Origin of the sequence: Bacillus sp. FSL R9-9492 (genome assembly GCF_038007365.1) — a bacterium.
Taxonomy (GTDB): domain Bacteria; phylum Bacillota; class Bacilli; order Bacillales; family Bacillaceae_G; genus Bacillus_A; species Bacillus_A mycoides.
Window position 1 is genome coordinate 4,128,190 of record NZ_JBBOXC010000001.1, and the last position, 19,624, is coordinate 4,147,813.

Here is a 19,624-nt window from a genome sequence, read left to right on the forward strand (position 1 = left end):
CTTAGCAAAATGCTAAGCTTTTATTTTGATAATTCCTGTAAAGAACCAAAGAATAAATCTGCTTCATTCATTTGTTCATTTTCTTCCGAAAGAGGTGGTAAATCATCTAATGTTTTCAATCCAAACGTATCTAGAAATTCTTTCGTCGTTCCGTATAAAATAGGGCGCCCTGGTCCTTCCGCTCTTCCCGTTTCTTTTATAAGTAAGTGTGAAACTAACGTTTGTAATGCCTTATCCGTTTTCACACCTCTAATCTCTTCCATTTCTGTCCTTGTAATCGGTTGACGGTACGCAACGATTGCCAACGTTTCAAGAGCTGCTTGAGAAAGTGAAGCCGCGGTTGGAGTATCTATTAATTTTTGATAGTACGAAGCATGTTCTTTCTTTGTTGCAAAACGATACACTTTTGCATATTGTACAATTTGCAAACCGCGATTCGATCCTTCGCATTCTTTTTGCATTTCCTCTATACTGTTTATTACTTCTTCCACTTCAACTTCCAGAACTTTAGCTATCTGTTCCGGATAAATCCCTTCGTCACCTGCAACAAATAAAAGCCCTTCAATAATCGATTTTTGTTCTTTTCTATCCATTTTACGAACTCCTTCCTCCTATTTCCCATAAAAAACACACATAAAAAAACCGAATCACAGTAAATGCGTTCGGTTCAATATTTCTTCTCTCGTTCCAAACGATACATTAAAACCTAACATGAGATAAAATATTTCTATCCCATCTTCACATCAACTCTATACGGATTTATTAGAGCTTGATACGAAAATTTCATCAAAATTATGTTCCTGCTCAATTATGATTTGTTGATTTTTCATTAGCTCAAGAACCGCTAAAAATGTTACAACCATTATTTCACGTTCTTCATCAGCAAACAAATCATAAAAGCTTTGACGACCGCCTCTTACTTCTAACTGTTGTAGAATATCAGTCATTCGCTGTGCAATTGGTATTTCTTGGCGAGTAATTCGCGTTGTTACGGGGGTTTTTGCTTTTTTACGACGCATTAGCTTTTGAAATGCCGCTAACATATCATATAACGTAACATCAAGAGGTAAGCTTGTCTCCTCTTCTTGTTGAAATGATGTAAAATCAATTGGCGGACGTGTATATAGCTGTGCTCTTTCTTGTTCTCTTTCTTTTAACTCAGTAGCAACTTGCTTATATTTCTTATATTCAATTAACCTCTCCATCAACTCTTGACGAGGATCATCTATAAAGTCTTCACCGTTATCAGGTACATCTTCTTCTTGTTTCGGTAACAACATTTTACTTTTAATTTGTAATAACGTTGCAGCCATTACTAAATACTCACTGGCAACATCTAATTGTAATTCTTTCATCGTATGGACATAAGATAGATATTGCTCTGTAATTTTCGCTACAGGAATATTATATATATCAATTTCGTAACGATTTATTAAGTGTAACAATAGATCTAAAGGCCCTTCAAAAGCCTCTACTTTAAAATTATACTGCACAAAGCATCCCACCACATTTTTTCTATAACACCATAAGTATAGAGCATACTCATGTTCTATCCAACCTTTTTAAGAAATTTAATTAAAAATAGACCTATGCCCATGTCATAATGCCCACCGCTTCATATGATAACAATGTAGTAAGAACAATGTAGGAGGTCAAAAAACTATGGGTCACGTTGATTGCGGTTTTAGCGGTGGGTTCGCATTACTTGTTGTACTGTTCATTTTACTAATCATTGTAGGAGCAGCTTGCTTCTGCTAATAGGACGCAATAAAGCGACTAGGGATATTTCCCTAGTCGCTTATTGTTAATATTTCTATGATAAACTGTACATATAACCGTTAGACAGGAGCGAATAAAATGTATCCTACCGAGTACATACAATTTTTAATTCATTTTCACGGAGACTATGATTATTTTGAATGTCATGAAATATTAGAAGAGTATTGGAAATTAAAACCTAGAGGAGAACGCGACAATTACTTAGTCGGTCTCATTCAAATTGCTGTTTCCTTATACCATCACAGACGATCCAACTGGAATGGTGCAGAGAAGATGATAAAAAGCGCAATAGCACTTTTAGAAAAGAACAGTACATCTTTACATCAATTAGGAATAGATCATAAACAACTTATGTTCTTATTAAATGAAAGATTAAACTCTATCCACAAAAAGGAAATTTTTGCGCCGTTATTTTTACCCTTATTAGACGTATCGTTAGAAAAACAATGCATACAGTTATGTAAGAAACAAAACCTCTCTTGGAAAGATGTGAACGTCATTCCTGGTGAATACATCATAAGTAAGCACACATTGCGTGATCGAACAGAAGTCATTTCTGAGCGACACGAGCAACTACAAAAAAGAAAGCAGAGATAATAAACTACTTATCCCTGCTTTCATGAATGTATATTTTGTTCAAGCTCTTTACACTTTTTGCAAAAACTTGCTGTTTGCTCATTTCCGCAAATTGTAAACTCAAGAAATTTACTCTTAAGCTCTTGAACCATCTTCGTCCCAATCCCCATATGACGGTGAGACGGATTCACGCTCAAATGCTGAATTTCCAATACCTGATCTTCTTTTTTTATAATCCCCATTATCCCAACAAAATCTTCATTTTGTTTCCACAAATACAATTGCCAATCCTCTTTCGCTTCATATTCTTTCATTGTCAATTGTAATGTTTTCACATCTTTTTCAGTTGGCATAAATGAAAGAAGCCCCATTGCAATTTTTTCATAACTTTTTTTAAAACGAATTAACATAACCCTTATCCCTTCTTACAAAAGTTACAAACTATTTATCCCCTCAATCACTCTTTTCATATCACATTCATTCTACAATATTTTTACCAGAGTGAGAAGGGGCTGAAACAACTTGATAATCATACAAAGCGTTAAGAAGAAAGTCAAATATATGTTTCCACGCTATTTCTTTCTATTACACTGCTCAAAAAAGAGACAATACTATATAGGAACTAAAAGAAAAATCCCTTTCTCATCACATTTCACTTATTAACCACTTTTGAACAAAGTAGTTCTACTAAAAGCAATATGTTAAGAGAAATACATTTATTGAAGCATATAATTCGTACTCCATCCTATGTATTTTGTTAAAAGTGTGTTCTCATGAACAATATAATTTAACGTTAGTAGCCTTCCTATTTGTGTCATATACTTTAAAATATATACCAATCCCTGTTTATAGGAAATAGAAAAAGAGAGCAAAATCGCTCTCCTTTTCTCGTAACTTATTCTTCCCAAACTTTAACTTCTTTCATTACATCGCCTTGACGCATGTTTAATACTGTTTCAATACCGCTTGTTGCTTTACCGAATACAGTATGTACGCCATCTAAATGCGGTTGTGGCTCATGAACAACAAAGAATTGGCTACCACCTGTATTACGGCCAGCATGTGCCATAGAAAGTGAGCCAACAAGATGTCTATGAGGATTTCCATCAGTTTCACATGGGATAGAGTAACCTGGGCCACCTGCTCCTGTGCCTGTTGGGTCTCCACCTTGGCTTACGAAGCCAGGAATAACGCGGTGGAATGTCACACCATCATAAAATCCTTGCTCTGCTAATTTTTTAAAGTTTTCTACTGTTTTTGGTGCCTCTTCTGGGAAAAATTCTAAATCGATTTTTTCGCCATTTTCCATTAATATGTATCCTAAAGTTTTCATATGTATATGTCTCCTTTCAACTATCTCAGCACTATATTACCATATTCATGACGAGAAACAAAAAGAATCCGACAATCTGCATACTTCTTTTTTGAAATGTGGAAGAAGCTAGGTGACAAATAAGAAAAATATACTATAATAACTGTGTTGCCCGAAAATTTCAGAAAGAGAAAGGGAGCGATTTTTCGTGAAAGCGAAATTACTAGCTCTGCTATTAGCTGTAGCCGTATTTATTATGCCAACAGCTTCATTTGCAGACATCATTGAGGGAGAATCAATTGTTACACTAGGAGAAAACTTATCTGAACAACAAAAACAAGAGCTGTTAAAAGAAATGAAAGCACCAAAAGATGCTACAATCATCACTGTGTCTAATGCGGAAGAACATAAATTTCTAGAAGGAATTGTTCCAAAAGCACAAATTGGTACAAGAGCAATTTCCTCTTCTATGATTACATACACAAAACCAGGATCTGGTCTCATTGTACGCTCAAAAAACATTAATTCGATAACAGATGCAATGTACACAAATGCACTTATTACAGCAGGTGTGAAAGATGCAGAGATTCAAATTACTGCACCATTTAAAGTTTCAGGAACTGCTGCTTTAACAGGTTTAATGAAGGCCTATGAAACAACATCAAACAAAGCCATTCCTGAAGAAGTAAAAAAAGTAGCCAATGAAGAAATGGTACAAACAGCACAACTTGGTGATAAAATCGGCGAAGAAAAAGCAGTTCAACTTGTTGCAAAAATTAAAGAAGAAATTGCAAAAGAACAGCCAAAAACCACTGAAGATTTACGTTCATTAATTAAAAAAATTGCTGATCAACTTGGCATTACATTAACAGATGAACAGTTGGATAACTTAGTATCGTTATTTGATAAAATGAAAAATCTTAATATCGATTGGAACCAAGTTGGTAGCCAATTAGAGAAAGCAAAAGACCATGTGTCTGCCTTCTTAGGATCTGAAGAAGGGCAAAGTTTCCTAGATAAAGTAAAAGATTTCTTCTCTAGTATCATTGATTTCGTTAAATCTTTATTCAAGTAAAAAAGAAGCTCGCCAGTGACGAGCTTCTTTTTTATACAAGTAACGGTAATTTCATAATAGCTTCTTCAACCGAACGGACAACATGATTTGCTTTCTCCTTCACATACGGATGAGCATGATGGAGGGTGAAGGAGTGCGGGGTTACTTCAAACATAGAAATATCATTGAAAGAATCTCCAATACATGCAACTTCATTTGCTTCAATTTGTAAATGTTCCATTAATCGCTTCAGAGCGCTTCCTTTACTTACACCTCTTGGCATAATGTCAACATATCGCTTACCCGATATAAAGACTTCCGCTTCGCTATGAAATGTATCTCTCAACTCTTGATCTAATGCTACAATTTTTTCTTCTTCTCCAAAAACAAATAATTTCGCAGGATGTACAGTCTTCCCAAATTCCTCTTCTAACTCTTCGATTTCAGCAATATGCACTCCCATATACTCTTCAAAAGTATGGTGATGTTCATTCTTCCTTTTTGTATATCGCTGCTCATTTGCACAAACAATATCTGCTAGTTCCTTTTTATGTATATATCGATATATTTCCTGGGCAACCCCATCTTCAAAACTCGATTCATGAAATACTTTTCCATCCGGTAGTATCATTGTCGCTCCATTTAAACTAGTTGTGTAATACGGGAACGAAAACCTTTTTACCGCCTCATCAATTCGGTGAGTAAAACGGCCAGAGGCAAAACAAATATTTGTCCCGTTTTCAGCTAGCCAACAAAGCGCTCGTTCATCTTCTTTTTGCATATCATTCATATTGTAAACGAGTGTATCATCTAAATCACTTACAAATAGTTTAATCATGTCCTCTTCCCCTTCCATACACAATATCTACTCTAATTGTACAAAAAAAATGTTTGATTTTTGTTAAAAAAACAATAAATTTTCAATAAAAAATAAGCGGAGCATAATCCCGCTTATTTTTGTCTTCGCACATTTTGAGGTCTTACAATACTTGGACGAACCTTTAAACTAGACATAGTTGGACGAAGTAAAATTTTCGTTAACGCGCCCCAATCAAACGGTAAAAACGGCCATAAATACGGTGTTTGCAAGCTTTTTATAGATGTTAAAAATAGAATCAACATCGTCATTCCAATGACAAATCCCATTTCATGAAATATGCCTGTTAAAATAATGACAAACAATTTTCCAATCTTATTCCCAAGCCCTAACTCATAACTTGGCGTTGCGTATGCTCCAATCATAGAAACTGCTACGTACAAAATAACTTCTGGTACAAACAAACCTACATCAATTGCAATTTGACCAATTAATATGGCAGAAATTAATCCTGCTGCCGACGACAATGATGTCGGTGTATGAATGGCGGCCATCCTTAAAAATTCGAGTCCGACTTCCGCCATCAAAATTTGTAATAAAATCGGTAAATGCGTCATCTTATTTGGTCCAATGAAAGCAAGACTTTCCGGTAAAAGAGTCGGATCAAAAACAAAAACTAGCCAAAATGGCAGTAAGAATAGCGAAAATATAACACCTACAAAACGTACCCAACGTAAAAATGTACCTACAGCTGGATTTTGTCTAAACTCTTCTGCATGCTGTAAATGGTGAAAATATGTTGTTGGAGTGATCATAGCACTTGGTGATGTATCAACGAGTACTAACACATGTCCTTCTAACAGATGATTTGCTGCTACATCTGGTCTCTCTGTGTATCGGATAAGCGGGAATGGATTATAACCTTGTTTCACTACAAATTCTTCTACCGTTTTATCCGCCATCGTAATCCCATCTACTTCAATATTATTTAATTCTTGTTTTATAATCTTCACTAAATCTGGATTTGCAACATCTTGTACGTATGTAATACAAATATCCGTTTGCGATCTATCCCCTACTCGAATCATTTCATTTCGAAGACGTGGATCGCGTATTCTTCTACGAATTAACGCTGTATTTACAACGATATTTTCAACAAAGCCATCCCTTGCACCACGCACTACCTTTTCTGTATCTGGTTCTGTCGGTGTCCGGCCCGGATAACTACGAACATCTATTGCGAACGCTTCAGTTTCACCTTCCACAAATATAACAATGAGTCCTGATAATACTTGGAGCATTACATCATCCATCGTTTTTACTTTACTTACTTGTTGATGAATTAAACGATTCTCTAAAAGCTTTACTGTATCTTCTTCTACATCCCTTATTTCATTTGTATCCACCGCTTCTTCTAAAATAGGGATAATATAATTCGTATCACAAAGTCCATTTACAAATAACACACCAATTTCTTTATTTAAAATTTTAAATTTACGAATACCAACATCGTATGTAACACCAAGTCCAACTGTTTGCTTTAAATAATTTTCATTATCACTTAAAAAAGATGAAATCGGGATATTCACTTTTTTAGGCTTCGTCATAAAAGCCACTCCTTTCCAAAATTAATTGAATCGCTTTTCTAGTAATAGGTGATCCTCTCTCCCATTCATCATTTCCGCACATCTTGCCAATATCACCGACCCCCACTATGACAGGAACATTCAGACCATCTAAACAATAAATCGTATCCCCACTAATCCTGCCAATTTCACCATCTGGGAGTCCAAATTTATCAACGCCATATTCTGTCAAATTCCCATTCCGATCTACACTTACATCTACACGCGCCCATTCCCAATGATGTGTATTAGATGCTACTGCTAAAATACCGAGTACATCAACTTGTTTATGTGTTGCGACATACTTTAACGCCTTTTCACCAGATCCTTCTCCTATAAATCCGCTGTCATCAAACATGACAAATACAGGGTCATATGGCGTTTGCATAATAAGCTCAACAACTTTCTTCCCTGTCAATTTGGTCGGATTACTTTGCGATGCTGAAATACACCTCCCCCCAAATTCCTTTGTTAACAGCTCAATTGTCCGCTTTGCATATTCATCTCCATCTGTGACCAAAACAACCCTTCGTCTCATTTGATTTATCCTTTCGGTTTACATATAAGTGCAACAAAAAATGAAAATAATATCGCTGCTGAAATCCCCGCAGACGTTAAGCTAAACATACCGATTCCAATTCCTAAATATCCATGTTTTTCTGCCGCATGCATTGCCCCGTGCAATAGTGAGTGTCCAAAACTTGTAATAGGGACTGTTGCCCCAGCACCTGCAAATTTTATAAGTTTATCGTACAATCCGAATCCGTCTAAAATAGCTCCGGCGACTACAAAAGTTGCCATTAAATGTGCCGGTGTTAACTTTGCGAAATCTAGCAACACTTGTCCAATTACACAAATAGCTCCTCCTACAAGAAATGCATATATAAAATCCACAATTCACTCTCCTTTAACGCTTTCAAACACAACACCATGCGCAATCGTTGGAATCGTTTCCTTCTGTTGTATCATCATGGGGCTTAATAGAGCTCCAGTTGCAACGACAAAAATTCTTTGTAAATTCCCTTTTTGCATTTCACGCAATAAATGGCCGTATGTTACAACAGCTGAACAAGCACAACCACTGCCGCCTGCAAACACTTCTTCTTGATTTGAATTGTAAATCATTAATCCACAATCATTGTATACATTCCCCAAATCATACCCTTCCTCAAGTAAAAGTTGTTTCGCAATTGGTGTCCCAACAGCCGATAAATCACCAGTAACAATAAGATCATAATCGGCTGCACTTCTTCTCAAATCTTCAAAATGTTGTTGAATTGTATGAGCAGCAGCTGGTGCCATCGCTGATCCCATATCTAAAGGATTAGCAATTCCTAAATCTTGCACTTTACCAATTGTTGCTGCTGTTATTTTAATTGCACTCTCCTCATTGCTAATTAATATTGACCCTGCTCCGGTAACAGTTGAGTTTGCTGTCCCTGGCTTTTGTCCTCCGTATTCTGTTGGGGAACGAAATTGTCTTTCAGCCGTCGCATTATGACTACTTACTGTAGCTAAAATACGATTCGCAAATCCACCATCTATAAAAGCTGATCCAATCGCCAAAGTTTCCATTGACGTCGCACAAGCGCTGAACATCCCTAAAAAAGGAATACCATACTCACGAGCAACATAATTTGCTGTCACTGTTTGGTTTAATAAATCTCCCGCTAAAAAGAAATCAATTTGCGATTTTTTTATATTCCCTTTTTGCATCGCTTGTTGAATTGAGTCTGACATTAACCTTCGTTCAGCAAGTTCCCAGTTTTCCTCTCCGCAATGTAAGTCAGAATATGAAATATCAAAATCCTTTCCAAGAGGGCCTTCAGCTTCTTTCGGACCGACAGCAGTACCAGTTGCATTCACGAAGATATCATTTTGAAATACCCACGTTTGTTTTCCTGTCAATCTCATACCCACCCCTCCTTTAAGACATTAAAATTTGAAATGTATATCTTATTAACCCGATAATGTATGCACCGACGACTCCAAATACAATGACACTTCCTGCAAGCTTAAACATATTAGTAGCGATTCCTAGAACAATCCCTTCACTCCTATGTTCTAGTGCGGCACTCGCCATAGAATTCGCAAATCCAGTAACTGGTACTGCTGATCCCGCTCCAGAAAACTGCCCGATTTTATCATATACACCACACCCTGTTAAAATCGCTGATAGTAAAACAAGAGTTGCAACTGTCGGATTTCCTGCCTCTTGTTCACTAAAGTGAAAATAATGTATATAAAATTTCATCAATATTTCTCCGACTGTACAAATGAGCCCACCTACAAGAAATGCCTTCACACAATTTAGCAAATAGTTTGGCTTTGGATGGTACTCCTTCACTTTATTTATGTAATCATCTTTCAGTTTTCGCCTTGTCATATATATTGCCTCCTACTTTACGAAATAAATCCAGTGAAACAATGAGCCTATTACTTTTCCAAGTACAAGAGCAACGAGTAAAACAACAATTTTTCCCTCTATCCCGACTCGTTTCGCTAAAATAGGTAAAACATTTAATACTTCTGTTAATGCCGCAGCAAGCATTCCAATGAATGTGCCACAAAATATCCCTAATATAACAAGCCAATATTGTGACGTTTGAAATGTAATATTTTTCAAACTACACCAAGCCCCTGTTAAAGTACCTGCAATGACCGCCCACTCAAAGTATTGAATATGCTTTCCACTTCTCGTTAATTGAGCTAAACGAGGGATTATACCAAGTACAGCTAAAAACGCGACATATCCGCTACCTACTGCAATCCCTCCAGCTAAGCCAATTAATACAACAAATGCACACTCAATCATCAGCAATCTGTTTCATATTATCCTTGTTTTCATGAACAATTACATATTGATCAAGCGACTGCTGATATTGAAACATCTCAACTTCTAACGGGCTCGGCTCTTCATTAATTCTCTTTTGAAATACATGATTAAAAAATAAGACCATACCTAATCCAAGACCTAATGAATAAGGAATTTGAAATAAAAGTGGTTGCGCCTTAAATTCTCCAGTAATCATGTAATATAACCGCTGGTGTACTTGTTGCATACTTACATCTTCATGGAAATAAATGATCGCAAGGGCCGCTCCAATGAAAAGTAACAACCATACAAGTCCGAAGAAAACCGGATGCACTTTCTTTTTTTCGTATATAATTTCAACAAGAGTTTGTCCAGAACCCAGTAAATTAATTTGTACATGAGATGCTTTTTGTTGAATAATCTCAATTACTTTCATGACATCAATTACAACATGCGTCTTATCATGTGCTGTTATTTTGTAGACTATCTCATTTTGTAACGACTCAACTACAAAAGAATCTCCGGCAAGTTGAGCAACATCGCTCAGCTTTACTTCATACGTAGGAGACACTTTTAAGCGATTGCGCATTTTAATATAAATTGTTCCTTCCAATTTCCATTCACCCCTTCACTCTTCCTCGTAGTTGTAGTATGGTTATTGAATTTTTTTCTAATACAATTTTTTCATAAAAAAACATCTGTACCATTTCGGTACAGATGTTTTTAGCTTATGCCTTTTTCTTAAATAAATTTGCAATACTTAATGCAAGTCCTCCCCAAATGACTACCATACCTATAACCATCATCATAATCGCTGATCCACTCATCATGAAACACCTCGGTCCTTCCATTCTTTTTCAAGCTGGACAGAGTCTGAATGTATTTGTGCATTCCATTTTTTCAGACCAATAACTAACGCGACTAGAAGGAATGCTGCCGCTATCGACCAACCATACGTTACAACAAACTCTGTTGGATAACCTCCGTAGTTCTTTTTAATGTTTTGGATTGTACCATCAATCAACATATACCCTAACATAAGTGGAGTAATAACGAGTAAACTCACTCTCCAAAACGTTCCTAACTTTATATCAGATACAAAGTTTGCATGATTTTGATAAACTGGTAAACGGCGCAAGATTAGTCCTATTGTAACTACTTCAACGAGTGCAATTGTAATCAACCCAAAATTGTTAGCGAAGTAATCAACAACATCTAGGAACATAAGTCCACCACGTGTTGCAAAAACAAGAGAAACTAATACTAATAGCGTTCCCATAATTCCAATCGTCTTTTGACGACTCAAGCTGAATTTTTCAGATACAGCGGCAAAGCATACTTCTGCAAGTGAAATGAGTGATGTAATTCCAGCAACAGTTAGAGATAAGAAGAATAATACACCAAATAACGGCGACATCGGTAACTCATTAATAATTTGCGGGAATACTACAAATGCAAGTCCTACACCAGCACTAGCTACTTTATCAACCGGTACCCCCATGTTATTCGCCATAAATCCAAGAGCTGCAAAGACACCAATACCTGCCAATAATTCAAATCCTGAATTTGCAAATCCTGTAATAAAAGCATTATTAGTTGTATCTGAGTTTTTCGGTAAATAACTAGAATACGTAATCATAATTCCGAATGCTAAAGATAAACTAAAGAAAATTTGACCGTAAGCAGCAAGCCATACTTTCCCATCAAAAATACGACTCCAATCTGGTTTAAAAAATGCATCTAGCCCCTGCATCGCACCTTCCATCGTCACTGCACGAACAACGATAATAAGGAACATAACAACTAGTAAAGGAATAAAAATACGGTTAACAACTTCGATTCCTTTTTTAACTCCTTTAAACGCAACACCAAGCACAATAATCCAAACGAGAGCTAACGGAATTAATACTTCTGGTACGAGCCCCCCGAATTGTCCTGGCTTATCTGCAACATGTAAATATTCTTTAAATAAAAATGATTGCGTGTCTTTCCCCCATGCTCCAGTAATTGCAAAGTACGTATACGAAATAGACCAAGCAATGATTACAGCGTAATATGTTGAAACAATAAATGTCACACACATTTGCCACCATCCAATAAATTCAGCACGTCGATGAATACGGAAGAATGTAAGTGGCGCCGAACCACGATGGCGATGCCCAAGAGCAAACTCGAAAGCTAACAATGAAATACCAGTCGTTAATAATGCAAATAAGTACGGTAAAAAGAATGCGCCTCCCCCATTTTCATACGCTGTATAAGGAAAACGCCATATATTCCCTAGTCCAACAGCGGAACCGATTGCTGCAAAAATAAATCCAGCCCTAGTTCCCCATTGTTGCCTCGTTTCCATGTTTCCTTCCCCCTTTGTGACAAGTTCATACTTGGATTATAGTTTAAATTAACTAAATTATCAATAAATTCTGTAAATTTTTTAGCGATAGTTGGAATCTTCTACTTTTCGTGACAATAAAAAAAAAATCGAATAGATAGCTATTCATCTATTCGATCTTTCATCTGTTTTAATATTTTCTTTTCAAGTCTTGAAACTTGTACTTGCGAAATGCCTATGCGCTCCGCTACTTCTGATTGGGTTTGGTCTTTATAATAGCGCAAATACACAATTAGCCTTTCTCGTTCATCCAATTCTCTAATTGCTTCTTTTAAAGCAATTTTATCAAACCATTTCGTTTCCGATTGATCTGCAATTTGATCTAAAATAGTAATTGGATCTCCGTCGTTTTCATACACGGTTTCATGTATCGACGAAGGAGCACGACTCGCTTCTTGCGCCAGAACAACTTCTTCCGGCGTTAGTTCAAGAGCCTGTGCTACCTCATTAATCGTTGGAGCCCTTCCAAATTCTTTCGAAAGCTCGTCTCTCATCTTTCGGACTTTGTTTCCTGTTTCTTTTAAAGATCTACTTACTTTCACTGATCCATCGTCACGTAAAAATCGTTGTATTTCACCGATAATCATTGGAACTGCATATGTTGAAAATTTCACGTCGAAAGATAAATCAAATTTATCTACCGATTTTAAGAGTCCAATACATCCAATTTGAAATAAATCGTCTGGTTCGTATCCTCGATTAAGAAATCGCTGTACAACCGACCATACGAGACGCATATTACTTTGAACGATTGTATCTCTCGCTTGTTGATCTCCATCTTGACTTTTTTGAATTAACGCTTTTAGCTCGTGGTCCTTTAACTGAGGTTTCTTCTTCTCATTTCTGACCTCTATGTCCATTGGCTATTCTCCTTAATTGCATAGAGCGTTACTATTTGATAAGTATTTTGTCAAATGGATTGTTGTCCCGAAAGATTCGTTTGAAATAACTTCTACTTCATCCATAAAATTTTCCATGATAGTAAATCCCATTCCGGAACGCTCTAATTCAGGTTTAGTTGTAAAAAGGGGTTGTCTTGCTTCATCTAAGTTAAAGATACCAATCCCTTCATCTCGAATCGTGAGTTTCACCATCGCTTCTTCCAAAATCACTGAAATATAAACAACACCTTCTGCATTTCCTTCATACCCATGAATAATTGCATTTGTAACCGCTTCTGACACAACTGTTTTAATCTCTGTTAGTTCTTCCATCGTCGGGTCTAATTGCGCAATAAAAGCAGCTACTGTAACACGAGCGAATGATTCATTCTGACTTAACGCTGAAAATTGAAGGTTCATTTCATTTCTCATCTACGCCACCCCCAACGTCGCGAGCGCATGCGCTTCACTTTCTTCTAAACGAACAATTTTGAATAGACCTGACATTTCAAATAAACGTTTAACGGGCGGTGAAATTGCACAGACAACCATCTCTCCACCTAATCCCTTTACATGTTTATATCGGCCTAATATAACGCCTAAACCAGAACTATCCATAAATGTTAAGTTCTCTAGGCTCAAAATAATATGATGAACACCATGTGTCTCAATCATATCTGTGACTTTCGTTCGCAACTCTTCAGCAGTATGATGATCTAACTCGCCCTCTAGCCTCACACATAAGACGTCACGTTTTACTTCTAAATGCATGGAAAGACTCACACGATTTCCTCCTTATGCTCAAACTTTACTCATTAACATAAGATTTTCGTGATATAAAATCAGAATCCTTCCTACTGACAAAAGAAGAACTATTTCGTCATAAAGTGAAACCTTTCAGCAATTATTTCAGTAAATACGAACAGAAAAACATCAAAATTTTCGCCGCTATTTTGATGTTGAAAACATCCCAAAACTTCTTTTAAATAACTCCCACCAGCTCGCTGCCTCAACATCTTCTTTCGCTACAATTGTTTGTTTTAATAAAACATCTTTATCTCTTTTAATAACAAGTGTGCCAAGTGCATCACCTTTTTTAATCGGTGCCTTCACTTTCTTTTCTGCAATCACTTCTTGTTTAACTTTGTCCATATTTTCGCCCTTCTTCATAAGAAGAGACACATTGTCTGACGCAACTAAATCTACTTTTTCTTCCTTACCTTTTCCTACTTGTACAGTCTTAATTTTCTCACCACGTGTATATAATTTCTTTGTCATGTATTGTCCAAATGCATAATCAAGAAGCTTCGTTACTTGATTGTTCCGCTCTTTTGATGTAGGTGCTCCCATTACAACTGAAATAACACGCATACCATTTTTCTCAGCCGATGCCGTTAAACAATATTTCGCTTCTGTCGTAAAGCCTGTTTTCACTCCATCTACTCCAGGATAAAAACGTACTAGCTTATTCGTATTAACAAGCCAAAACTTCTTATCCGTATTTTCACGTAAATAGTCTTCATATTTACCTGTGTATTTTCGAATAAGTGGATACTTCATCAACTCTTTCGCCATAATAGCCATATCATTCGCTGTAGAATAATGATCTTTCGCCGGGAGACCTGTCGGATTTTGAAAATGTGTATTTTTCAATCCTAGATCTTTCGCTTTTTTGTTCATCATATTTACGAAACCTTCTTCTGAACCAGCGATATGCTCAGCTACTGCAACCGATGCATCATTTCCAGATGCAATTGCAATGCCCTTTAACATTTCATTTACAGTCATCTCTTCCCCAGGTTCTAGAAAAATTTGTGATCCGCCCATTGAAGCTGCGTGTTCACTCGCTCTAACTTTATCGTTTAGTTTTAGTTTTCCTTTTTCAACTTGTTCCATAATTAATAGCATTGTCATAATCTTTGTCATACTAGCAGGTGGTAACTTTTCATTCGGATTTTTATCAAACAAAACTTTACCTGTATCTTGCTCAATTACGATCGCTGACGACGCTTGTTCCGCTAACTTCGGCGTGGTTTCTTCTGTTTTTTCCTGCTTCGTTTTCTCAGATTGTGCGAAACTAACTGAAGTACCAGAAAGCAATAACATGAAACAAACAAGTATTCCAAAAACTCGCTTCATGACTAACCCTCCATTCTATATCAAACTTATTTTTTCCAATTTATACATTTTTAATACCATATTTTTCTATTATTTTCAGTTGACAAATAAATTCATTGCCTATATTGTATTAATTGTATTACACGTAGTAGTACACTTAATACTCATCAGGAAGGAGACATTGCTCTTGCATATTCAACTTGATCCAAGAAGCAACACTCCGATATGGGAACAAATTGTTCAAAATATAAAAGAGCTCGTACTAAAAAATATGTTAGCTCCAAGTGATAAACTTCCTTCTGTACGCGAGCTTGCTTCTTTGCTCGTTATAAATCCAAATACAGTAAGTAAAGCTTATCAAGAATTAGAGCGACAAGGGATTATTGAAACATTACGAGGAAAAGGAACATTTGTAGCCCAATCGATTACCCCAACATTAGACGAAAGGAAAATCGCTATGGTTGAAAAGCAATTTCATCAATTATTACTAGAAGCCTCTTATCTTGGGATTACGAAAGATAAAATTCACGATTGGATAGATTCATACTATAAAGAGATTGGAGGAAATACAGATGTTGAAAGTGACAAACTTGAAGAAAACAATTGATAACCAAACGATTTTAGACGATGTTTCTTTCACATTACAAAAAGGTAGTATCGTCGGATTGCTCGGAAGAAACGGTGCGGGGAAAACAACTTTATTACGAACGATGGTCGGCATTTTAGACCCCGATGAAGGAACTGTTACATATGAGAATACAGATGTTCATATGCATCCTGAAATTAAACAAAAAGTTGTATACGTTCCAGACTCTACTAACATACTGAACGGATATACAGTAAAAGAAATCGTAAAGTTTTATAAAGCGGTTTATACAGCATTTGATGAACAATATTTTTATGAAATATTAGAACGTTTTAATTTACCAAACAAACGTATTCGTAGTTACTCAAAAGGAATGAAAGCACTGCTTGCGATCATTTTAGCTTTCGCTGCAAAAGCAGAATATGTCATTTTAGATGAACCGACAAACGGACTTGATCCTATCGTCAAAAGACAGATTCTACAATTTCTCGTTGAAGAAGTAGCAGAAAAAGAAATTACAATTTTCATCTCAACTCACCATTTAGATGAAGTTGAAAAAATTGCCGATACAATCATTATTTTAAAAGGGCATACAGTAGATTCTATTACATCACTAGACGATGCAAAATCACAATTTGCTAAAGTGCAAGTTGCTTACGAACGATCACTACCTCAAAAACTAGAAAACTTAAGCAATATTAAAATATTAAATCAAACAGGAAAAGTATATACAATCTTAATTGAGGGAAATGTGGCTACAACACTGGAGAAGTTCTATAAAGAGCAACCAATACTCATTGAAGAATTGACAATGTCACTTGAAGATGTCTTCGTTACGACACTTGAGGAGGATGGGTATGTTTCATAAGGCGTTGTGGATGTGGAATTGGAAACGCGGGAAATATGCTGCGTTACTTTTTCTCTTCAGTTCACTTTATTTTTTATCTTTCGAATACTATCAAGCAGCAGAAACTCAACAGTCTCTCTTTCTCCATCCAGAAAAAATAGGTGAAGAAAAGTTCTACTATCATTATTCTTTTTATTCTTCTAATAGCTTTTGGTTAGGTATTATTACAATTATCCTATCCTGTATATTAATTGGCTGGGAGCGAAGTAATCAAAATGGAGATTCACTTATGACATTTCCATTTAAAAGACGTGATATGTTCTTATCGAAATGGGTTTTCGGTGGATTTTTCATTGTACTATCATTTCTAATCAATTGGGGTCTTATGTATTTTATTTATAAATCTACGATTCACTTTGAATATCAATCTTTCGAACCATTTCATCGATATTTCCTGTATGCAATTTTCACATATATCGCTATCTATACTGTCTCTTTATGTATAGGTACATTTACTGGCAGTATTATTTCACAAAGCATCTTCAGCATTACTTTTTGCATAATGGGAATGGGAATCTTTTCACTCTTACTCCTTTTCTTTACAGCTCACGCTGAGGCAATACAGGGGAATAAAAGTTATACGAATTTCGAAAACATTTATAAATTAAATAAAAAGACCAACATTTCAAGCGCTATATTAGACTTTTCAATTAGTTATAATTACCACCCTACTGCCCAATCAGATGAAGATCATGGAAAAGTAATACAAAGGGGACCCACTTTTCATAGTTACTACTCTGCAAAAGTAATACTTGTTCCTATCTTTTATACTATTTCCAGCTTACTAATTGGTATGTTTCTTTATGCACGATCACCTAATGAACATAATAAGAAAATTTTCCTTTTTCCAAAATACAACTCACTCTGGATGTGGGGTACTACCTTTTATTTTGCATTAATAGGTGGGCAAATGTTAAAACGTTTTGATTTATTATTTAGTTACTATGTTGGATTCTTTTTATTCGGAATCGTCACTTATTTTATATTATCACGTCTTACAAACTATAAAGTTTTTTAAAGGAGAGATCCTATGTTTCAAAAAGCATTATGGGTGCATACCTACAAGCAAAGTAAATATATTGTTTGGCTATTTTGGTTAGTAAGTTTTTATGTACTATCATATAAATACTATTTAGCAGCTGCCGAGCAACTAAAACATTTACATGAACATAATGAATGGAAATATATATACCGGTACAATTATCACCTTTCACTTCCCGATGCTATCATAGTTCAAGGAGCACTCCTTATTGCATTAGCCTGCATCCTTATTGGATGGGAGCGTCAAAATCAATCAAGTGACATTCTATGGTCTATGCCATTTAAACGGAAACATCTCTTCATGACGAAATGGCTTTTTGGTGTGTGTAATATTGTAGCTATCGTTATATTGAATTGGGGACTTTTTGCTGTTATGAAAAAGACAACTTTTCATAATAAGTATCAAATATTTTCACCATTTCATACCTATTTCTTATACATGGTTATCATCTTAATTGCTATCTATACACTTGCATTATGTATAGGAACAATTGCTGGTAATATGATTTCACAAGGATTCTTCAGTGTTGCTATACTTGGATTCCCTTTTATTTTGCCGACTCTAATTGCCGGAGCTATTTCTATTCATACGGTTGGACTTATTTCCAATCATCCCGTCTATACGGAGGAGAATGTAGATCGTTACGGTTCAGTAATAGAAAAAGTGAGTATTTTAGCGCCAGTTCGCGGATTCAATATTAATTTTAATTACGATCCTCAACGTGCTTATACTGATCAACAAGGCGTACGTCATGATGAACCTAATTTTACGTATATTCCTTCAGCAACAAAACTTATCGGTCCAATCGCAAATATACTTATTCTATTCCCTTTAGGAATGTACTTATATACAAGATCACCTAATGAACAAAACGGAAACTTTCTATTATATCCGAAGCTTAAAACACTATGTATGATATGTTGTGTAATCTTTATTGGAATGTTTGGAGGAATGGCAGCGGGAGGAAGTCATTCTATTTTAAATTATTATATTGGTTTTATAGGGACCAGTACGATAGTCTACCTACTATTATCTCGCTTATTAAAATTTAAATTTTCTTGGCGTGTGAAATAACCTCCTTTTGAAGGAGGTTATTTCACATTCTCTCTCCTATCCCCATACACCATCTCTTCTTTCATTCCAAACCCATCACCGTTTTGTACAATTTGTTCTGTCGGTGCGACTACACTTTCAGCAATTTTCCATTCCCCGCGCTCTTTCACAAATACTTGCAGAAAATAGTTCATACCATTTAATTGATACGCATTTTCTTTTTTTACATTATAGTGCACCGCAATGTAGTGCACTTGAATATTTTCTTTCCCTGCTTTTGATACGTATTGCGATAATCTTGGAATGTACATTGATGCTTTCTTAAATGGTAATTGCTTCGCTTTAACGAGCGATGAACTTGTTACATTGCGCAAAGTGTCCTGATTACGAACATTATCGCTATGATGAAATAATACTGCGTTTTGCATAGAACGAACCCATAATTTCGAATACAAGACGGTATTATCATTCTCAATGTACTTCACTTCTTTTTGCACCACTTGAATAGGGGTATCGGCGTACGTGAATGTATTAAAGCAGAAAAGGCTTCCAAGTAAAACGGTAAGTGCAGCAATATATTTCATAATATTTCCTCCGATCTGTTTAATTAAAGTATCGGAGTTTCAAAATATTTTTATTCAAAAGAAAAAGGATAGGAAAGCTCTCG

General features: G+C 35.9%; 26 protein-coding genes. 7 read left to right on the forward strand and 19 right to left on the reverse strand.

All coding sequences use genetic code 11. From position 1 onward, the window contains the following. Window positions 1–20: 20 nt before the first annotated feature. Both scpB and MKY70_RS20915 read right to left on the reverse strand, forming a co-directional pair. Window positions 21–593 (reverse strand): SMC-Scp complex subunit ScpB, encoded by a 573-nt coding sequence (gene scpB, locus MKY70_RS20910; protein WP_002128944.1) that lies wholly within the window; start codon window positions 591–593, stop codon window positions 21–23. 156 nt (window positions 594–749) lie between these two features. After that, window positions 750–1,493, reverse strand: a complete 744-nt coding sequence (locus MKY70_RS20915; protein ID WP_002143025.1) for a segregation/condensation protein A — start codon at window positions 1,491–1,493, stop codon at window positions 750–752. Between the two features lie 169 nt (window positions 1,494–1,662). Between MKY70_RS20915 and MKY70_RS20920 the strand changes: the two genes are divergently transcribed. Then, the gene (locus MKY70_RS20920; RefSeq protein ID WP_000510194.1) at window positions 1,663–1,758 is read left to right on the forward strand and encodes a YjcZ family sporulation protein; all 96 of its coding nucleotides are present in this window, start codon (window positions 1,663–1,665) and stop codon (window positions 1,756–1,758) included. 99 nt (window positions 1,759–1,857) lie between these two features. After that, window positions 1,858–2,376 (forward strand): DUF309 domain-containing protein, encoded by a 519-nt coding sequence (locus MKY70_RS20925; RefSeq protein ID WP_002033909.1) that lies wholly within the window; start codon window positions 1,858–1,860, stop codon window positions 2,374–2,376. A 20-nt stretch (window positions 2,377–2,396) separates the two neighbouring features. Here the strand turns inward: MKY70_RS20925 and ribT are convergent, their stop codons facing one another. Continuing rightward, window positions 2,397–2,765 carry a GNAT family N-acetyltransferase RibT gene (gene ribT, locus MKY70_RS20930; RefSeq protein WP_000908403.1) on the reverse strand — a complete coding sequence of 123 codons (369 nt, stop codon included), beginning with the start codon at window positions 2,763–2,765 and terminating at the stop codon, window positions 2,397–2,399. Window positions 2,766–3,250: 485 nt separating this feature from the next. Beyond that, the gene (locus MKY70_RS20935) at window positions 3,251–3,688 is read right to left on the reverse strand and encodes a peptidylprolyl isomerase (RefSeq protein WP_000853785.1); all 438 of its coding nucleotides are present in this window, start codon (window positions 3,686–3,688) and stop codon (window positions 3,251–3,253) included. A gap of 187 nt (window positions 3,689–3,875) precedes the next feature. On the opposite strand from MKY70_RS20935, the gene MKY70_RS20940 reads away from it, so the two are divergent. Then, window positions 3,876–4,742: a DUF1002 domain-containing protein gene (locus MKY70_RS20940; RefSeq protein ID WP_088034390.1), complete on the forward strand. Its 867-nt coding sequence runs from the start codon at window positions 3,876–3,878 to the stop codon at window positions 4,740–4,742. Between the two features lie 31 nt (window positions 4,743–4,773). Here MKY70_RS20940 and MKY70_RS20945 read toward each other — a convergent pair whose 3' ends face one another. The 14 genes from MKY70_RS20945 to dacF all read right to left on the reverse strand — a co-directional run bounded on the left by MKY70_RS20945 (window position 4,774) and on the right by dacF (window position 15,390). Then, a complete protein-coding gene (locus MKY70_RS20945) occupies window positions 4,774–5,577 on the reverse strand; it encodes a Cof-type HAD-IIB family hydrolase (RefSeq protein ID WP_341025650.1) in 804 nt (267 codons plus the stop codon). Between the two features lie 95 nt (window positions 5,578–5,672). Further along, window positions 5,673–7,145, reverse strand: coding sequence for a spore germination protein SpoVAF (gene spoVAF, locus MKY70_RS20950; RefSeq protein ID WP_088034386.1), 1,473 nt, complete (start codon window positions 7,143–7,145; stop codon window positions 5,673–5,675). Continuing rightward, window positions 7,132–7,701, reverse strand: coding sequence for a stage V sporulation protein AE (locus MKY70_RS20955; RefSeq protein ID WP_002088445.1), 570 nt, complete (start codon window positions 7,699–7,701; stop codon window positions 7,132–7,134). Before MKY70_RS20955 ends, spoVAF begins: the two co-directional genes overlap by 14 nt. Window positions 7,702–7,706: 5 nt before the next feature. Then, on the reverse strand, window positions 7,707–8,057 hold the full coding sequence (gene spoVAE, locus MKY70_RS20960) for a stage V sporulation protein AE (RefSeq protein WP_002014916.1): 351 nt from the start codon (window positions 8,055–8,057) through the stop codon (window positions 7,707–7,709). 3 nt (window positions 8,058–8,060) lie between these two features. Continuing rightward, entirely contained in the window at window positions 8,061–9,077 is a 1,017-nt protein-coding gene (gene spoVAD, locus MKY70_RS20965; RefSeq protein WP_002165116.1) for a stage V sporulation protein AD, read from the reverse strand. 13 nt (window positions 9,078–9,090) lie between these two features. After that, window positions 9,091–9,549: a stage V sporulation protein AC gene (gene spoVAC, locus MKY70_RS20970; RefSeq protein WP_002014918.1), complete on the reverse strand. Its 459-nt coding sequence runs from the start codon at window positions 9,547–9,549 to the stop codon at window positions 9,091–9,093. A 12-nt stretch (window positions 9,550–9,561) separates the two neighbouring features. Further along, window positions 9,562–9,978 (reverse strand): stage V sporulation protein SpoVAB, encoded by a 417-nt coding sequence (gene spoVAB / locus MKY70_RS20975; RefSeq protein WP_088034384.1) that lies wholly within the window; start codon window positions 9,976–9,978, stop codon window positions 9,562–9,564. Continuing rightward, the gene (locus tag MKY70_RS20980) at window positions 9,971–10,591 is read right to left on the reverse strand and encodes a stage V sporulation protein AA (protein WP_088034383.1); all 621 of its coding nucleotides are present in this window, start codon (window positions 10,589–10,591) and stop codon (window positions 9,971–9,973) included. Before MKY70_RS20980 ends, spoVAB begins: the two co-directional genes overlap by 8 nt. Before the next feature lie 115 nt (window positions 10,592–10,706). Beyond that, complete coding sequence (locus MKY70_RS20985) at window positions 10,707–10,805, reverse strand: methionine/alanine import family NSS transporter small subunit (protein WP_000016829.1); 99 nt, start codon at window positions 10,803–10,805, stop codon at window positions 10,707–10,709. Further along, window positions 10,805–12,331 carry a sodium-dependent transporter gene (locus MKY70_RS20990; RefSeq protein WP_002143036.1) on the reverse strand — a complete coding sequence of 509 codons (1,527 nt, stop codon included), beginning with the start codon at window positions 12,329–12,331 and terminating at the stop codon, window positions 10,805–10,807. The genes MKY70_RS20985 and MKY70_RS20990 overlap by 1 nt, the downstream gene beginning before the upstream one ends. Window positions 12,332–12,471: 140 nt before the next feature. After that, on the reverse strand, window positions 12,472–13,230 hold the full coding sequence (sigF, locus tag MKY70_RS20995; protein WP_002014922.1) for an RNA polymerase sporulation sigma factor SigF: 759 nt from the start codon (window positions 13,228–13,230) through the stop codon (window positions 12,472–12,474). Between the two features lie 12 nt (window positions 13,231–13,242). Then, window positions 13,243–13,683: an anti-sigma F factor gene (spoIIAB, locus tag MKY70_RS21000; RefSeq protein ID WP_001243400.1), complete on the reverse strand. Its 441-nt coding sequence runs from the start codon at window positions 13,681–13,683 to the stop codon at window positions 13,243–13,245. Then, a complete protein-coding gene (gene spoIIAA / locus MKY70_RS21005) occupies window positions 13,684–14,034 on the reverse strand; it encodes an anti-sigma F factor antagonist (protein WP_002128957.1) in 351 nt (116 codons plus the stop codon). A 165-nt stretch (window positions 14,035–14,199) separates the two neighbouring features. Beyond that, the gene (gene dacF, locus MKY70_RS21010) at window positions 14,200–15,390 is read right to left on the reverse strand and encodes a serine-type D-Ala-D-Ala carboxypeptidase DacF (RefSeq protein WP_002088461.1); all 1,191 of its coding nucleotides are present in this window, start codon (window positions 15,388–15,390) and stop codon (window positions 14,200–14,202) included. 166 nt (window positions 15,391–15,556) lie between these two features. On the opposite strand from dacF, the gene MKY70_RS21015 reads away from it, so the two are divergent. From MKY70_RS21015 to MKY70_RS21030, 4 genes are read left to right on the forward strand one after another with little or no spacing between them, the layout of a single operon-like run. Further along, window positions 15,557–15,976 carry a GntR family transcriptional regulator gene (locus MKY70_RS21015; RefSeq protein WP_002033900.1) on the forward strand — a complete coding sequence of 140 codons (420 nt, stop codon included), beginning with the start codon at window positions 15,557–15,559 and terminating at the stop codon, window positions 15,974–15,976. After that, on the forward strand, window positions 15,942–16,823 hold the full coding sequence (locus MKY70_RS21020; RefSeq protein WP_159147039.1) for an ABC transporter ATP-binding protein: 882 nt from the start codon (window positions 15,942–15,944) through the stop codon (window positions 16,821–16,823). The genes MKY70_RS21015 and MKY70_RS21020 overlap by 35 nt, the downstream gene beginning before the upstream one ends. Beyond that, window positions 16,813–17,880 (forward strand): ABC transporter permease, encoded by a 1,068-nt coding sequence (locus MKY70_RS21025; protein ID WP_140152421.1) that lies wholly within the window; start codon window positions 16,813–16,815, stop codon window positions 17,878–17,880. Before MKY70_RS21020 ends, MKY70_RS21025 begins: the two co-directional genes overlap by 11 nt. 12 nt (window positions 17,881–17,892) lie before the next feature. After that, a complete protein-coding gene (locus MKY70_RS21030; protein ID WP_088034380.1) occupies window positions 17,893–18,978 on the forward strand; it encodes an acetoin ABC transporter permease in 1,086 nt (361 codons plus the stop codon). 17 nt (window positions 18,979–18,995) lie between these two features. On the opposite strand, the gene MKY70_RS21035 is transcribed toward MKY70_RS21030, so the two are convergent. Beyond that, window positions 18,996–19,541 (reverse strand): hypothetical protein, encoded by a 546-nt coding sequence (locus MKY70_RS21035; protein WP_088034378.1) that lies wholly within the window; start codon window positions 19,539–19,541, stop codon window positions 18,996–18,998. Between the last annotated feature and the right edge of the window lie 83 nt (window positions 19,542–19,624).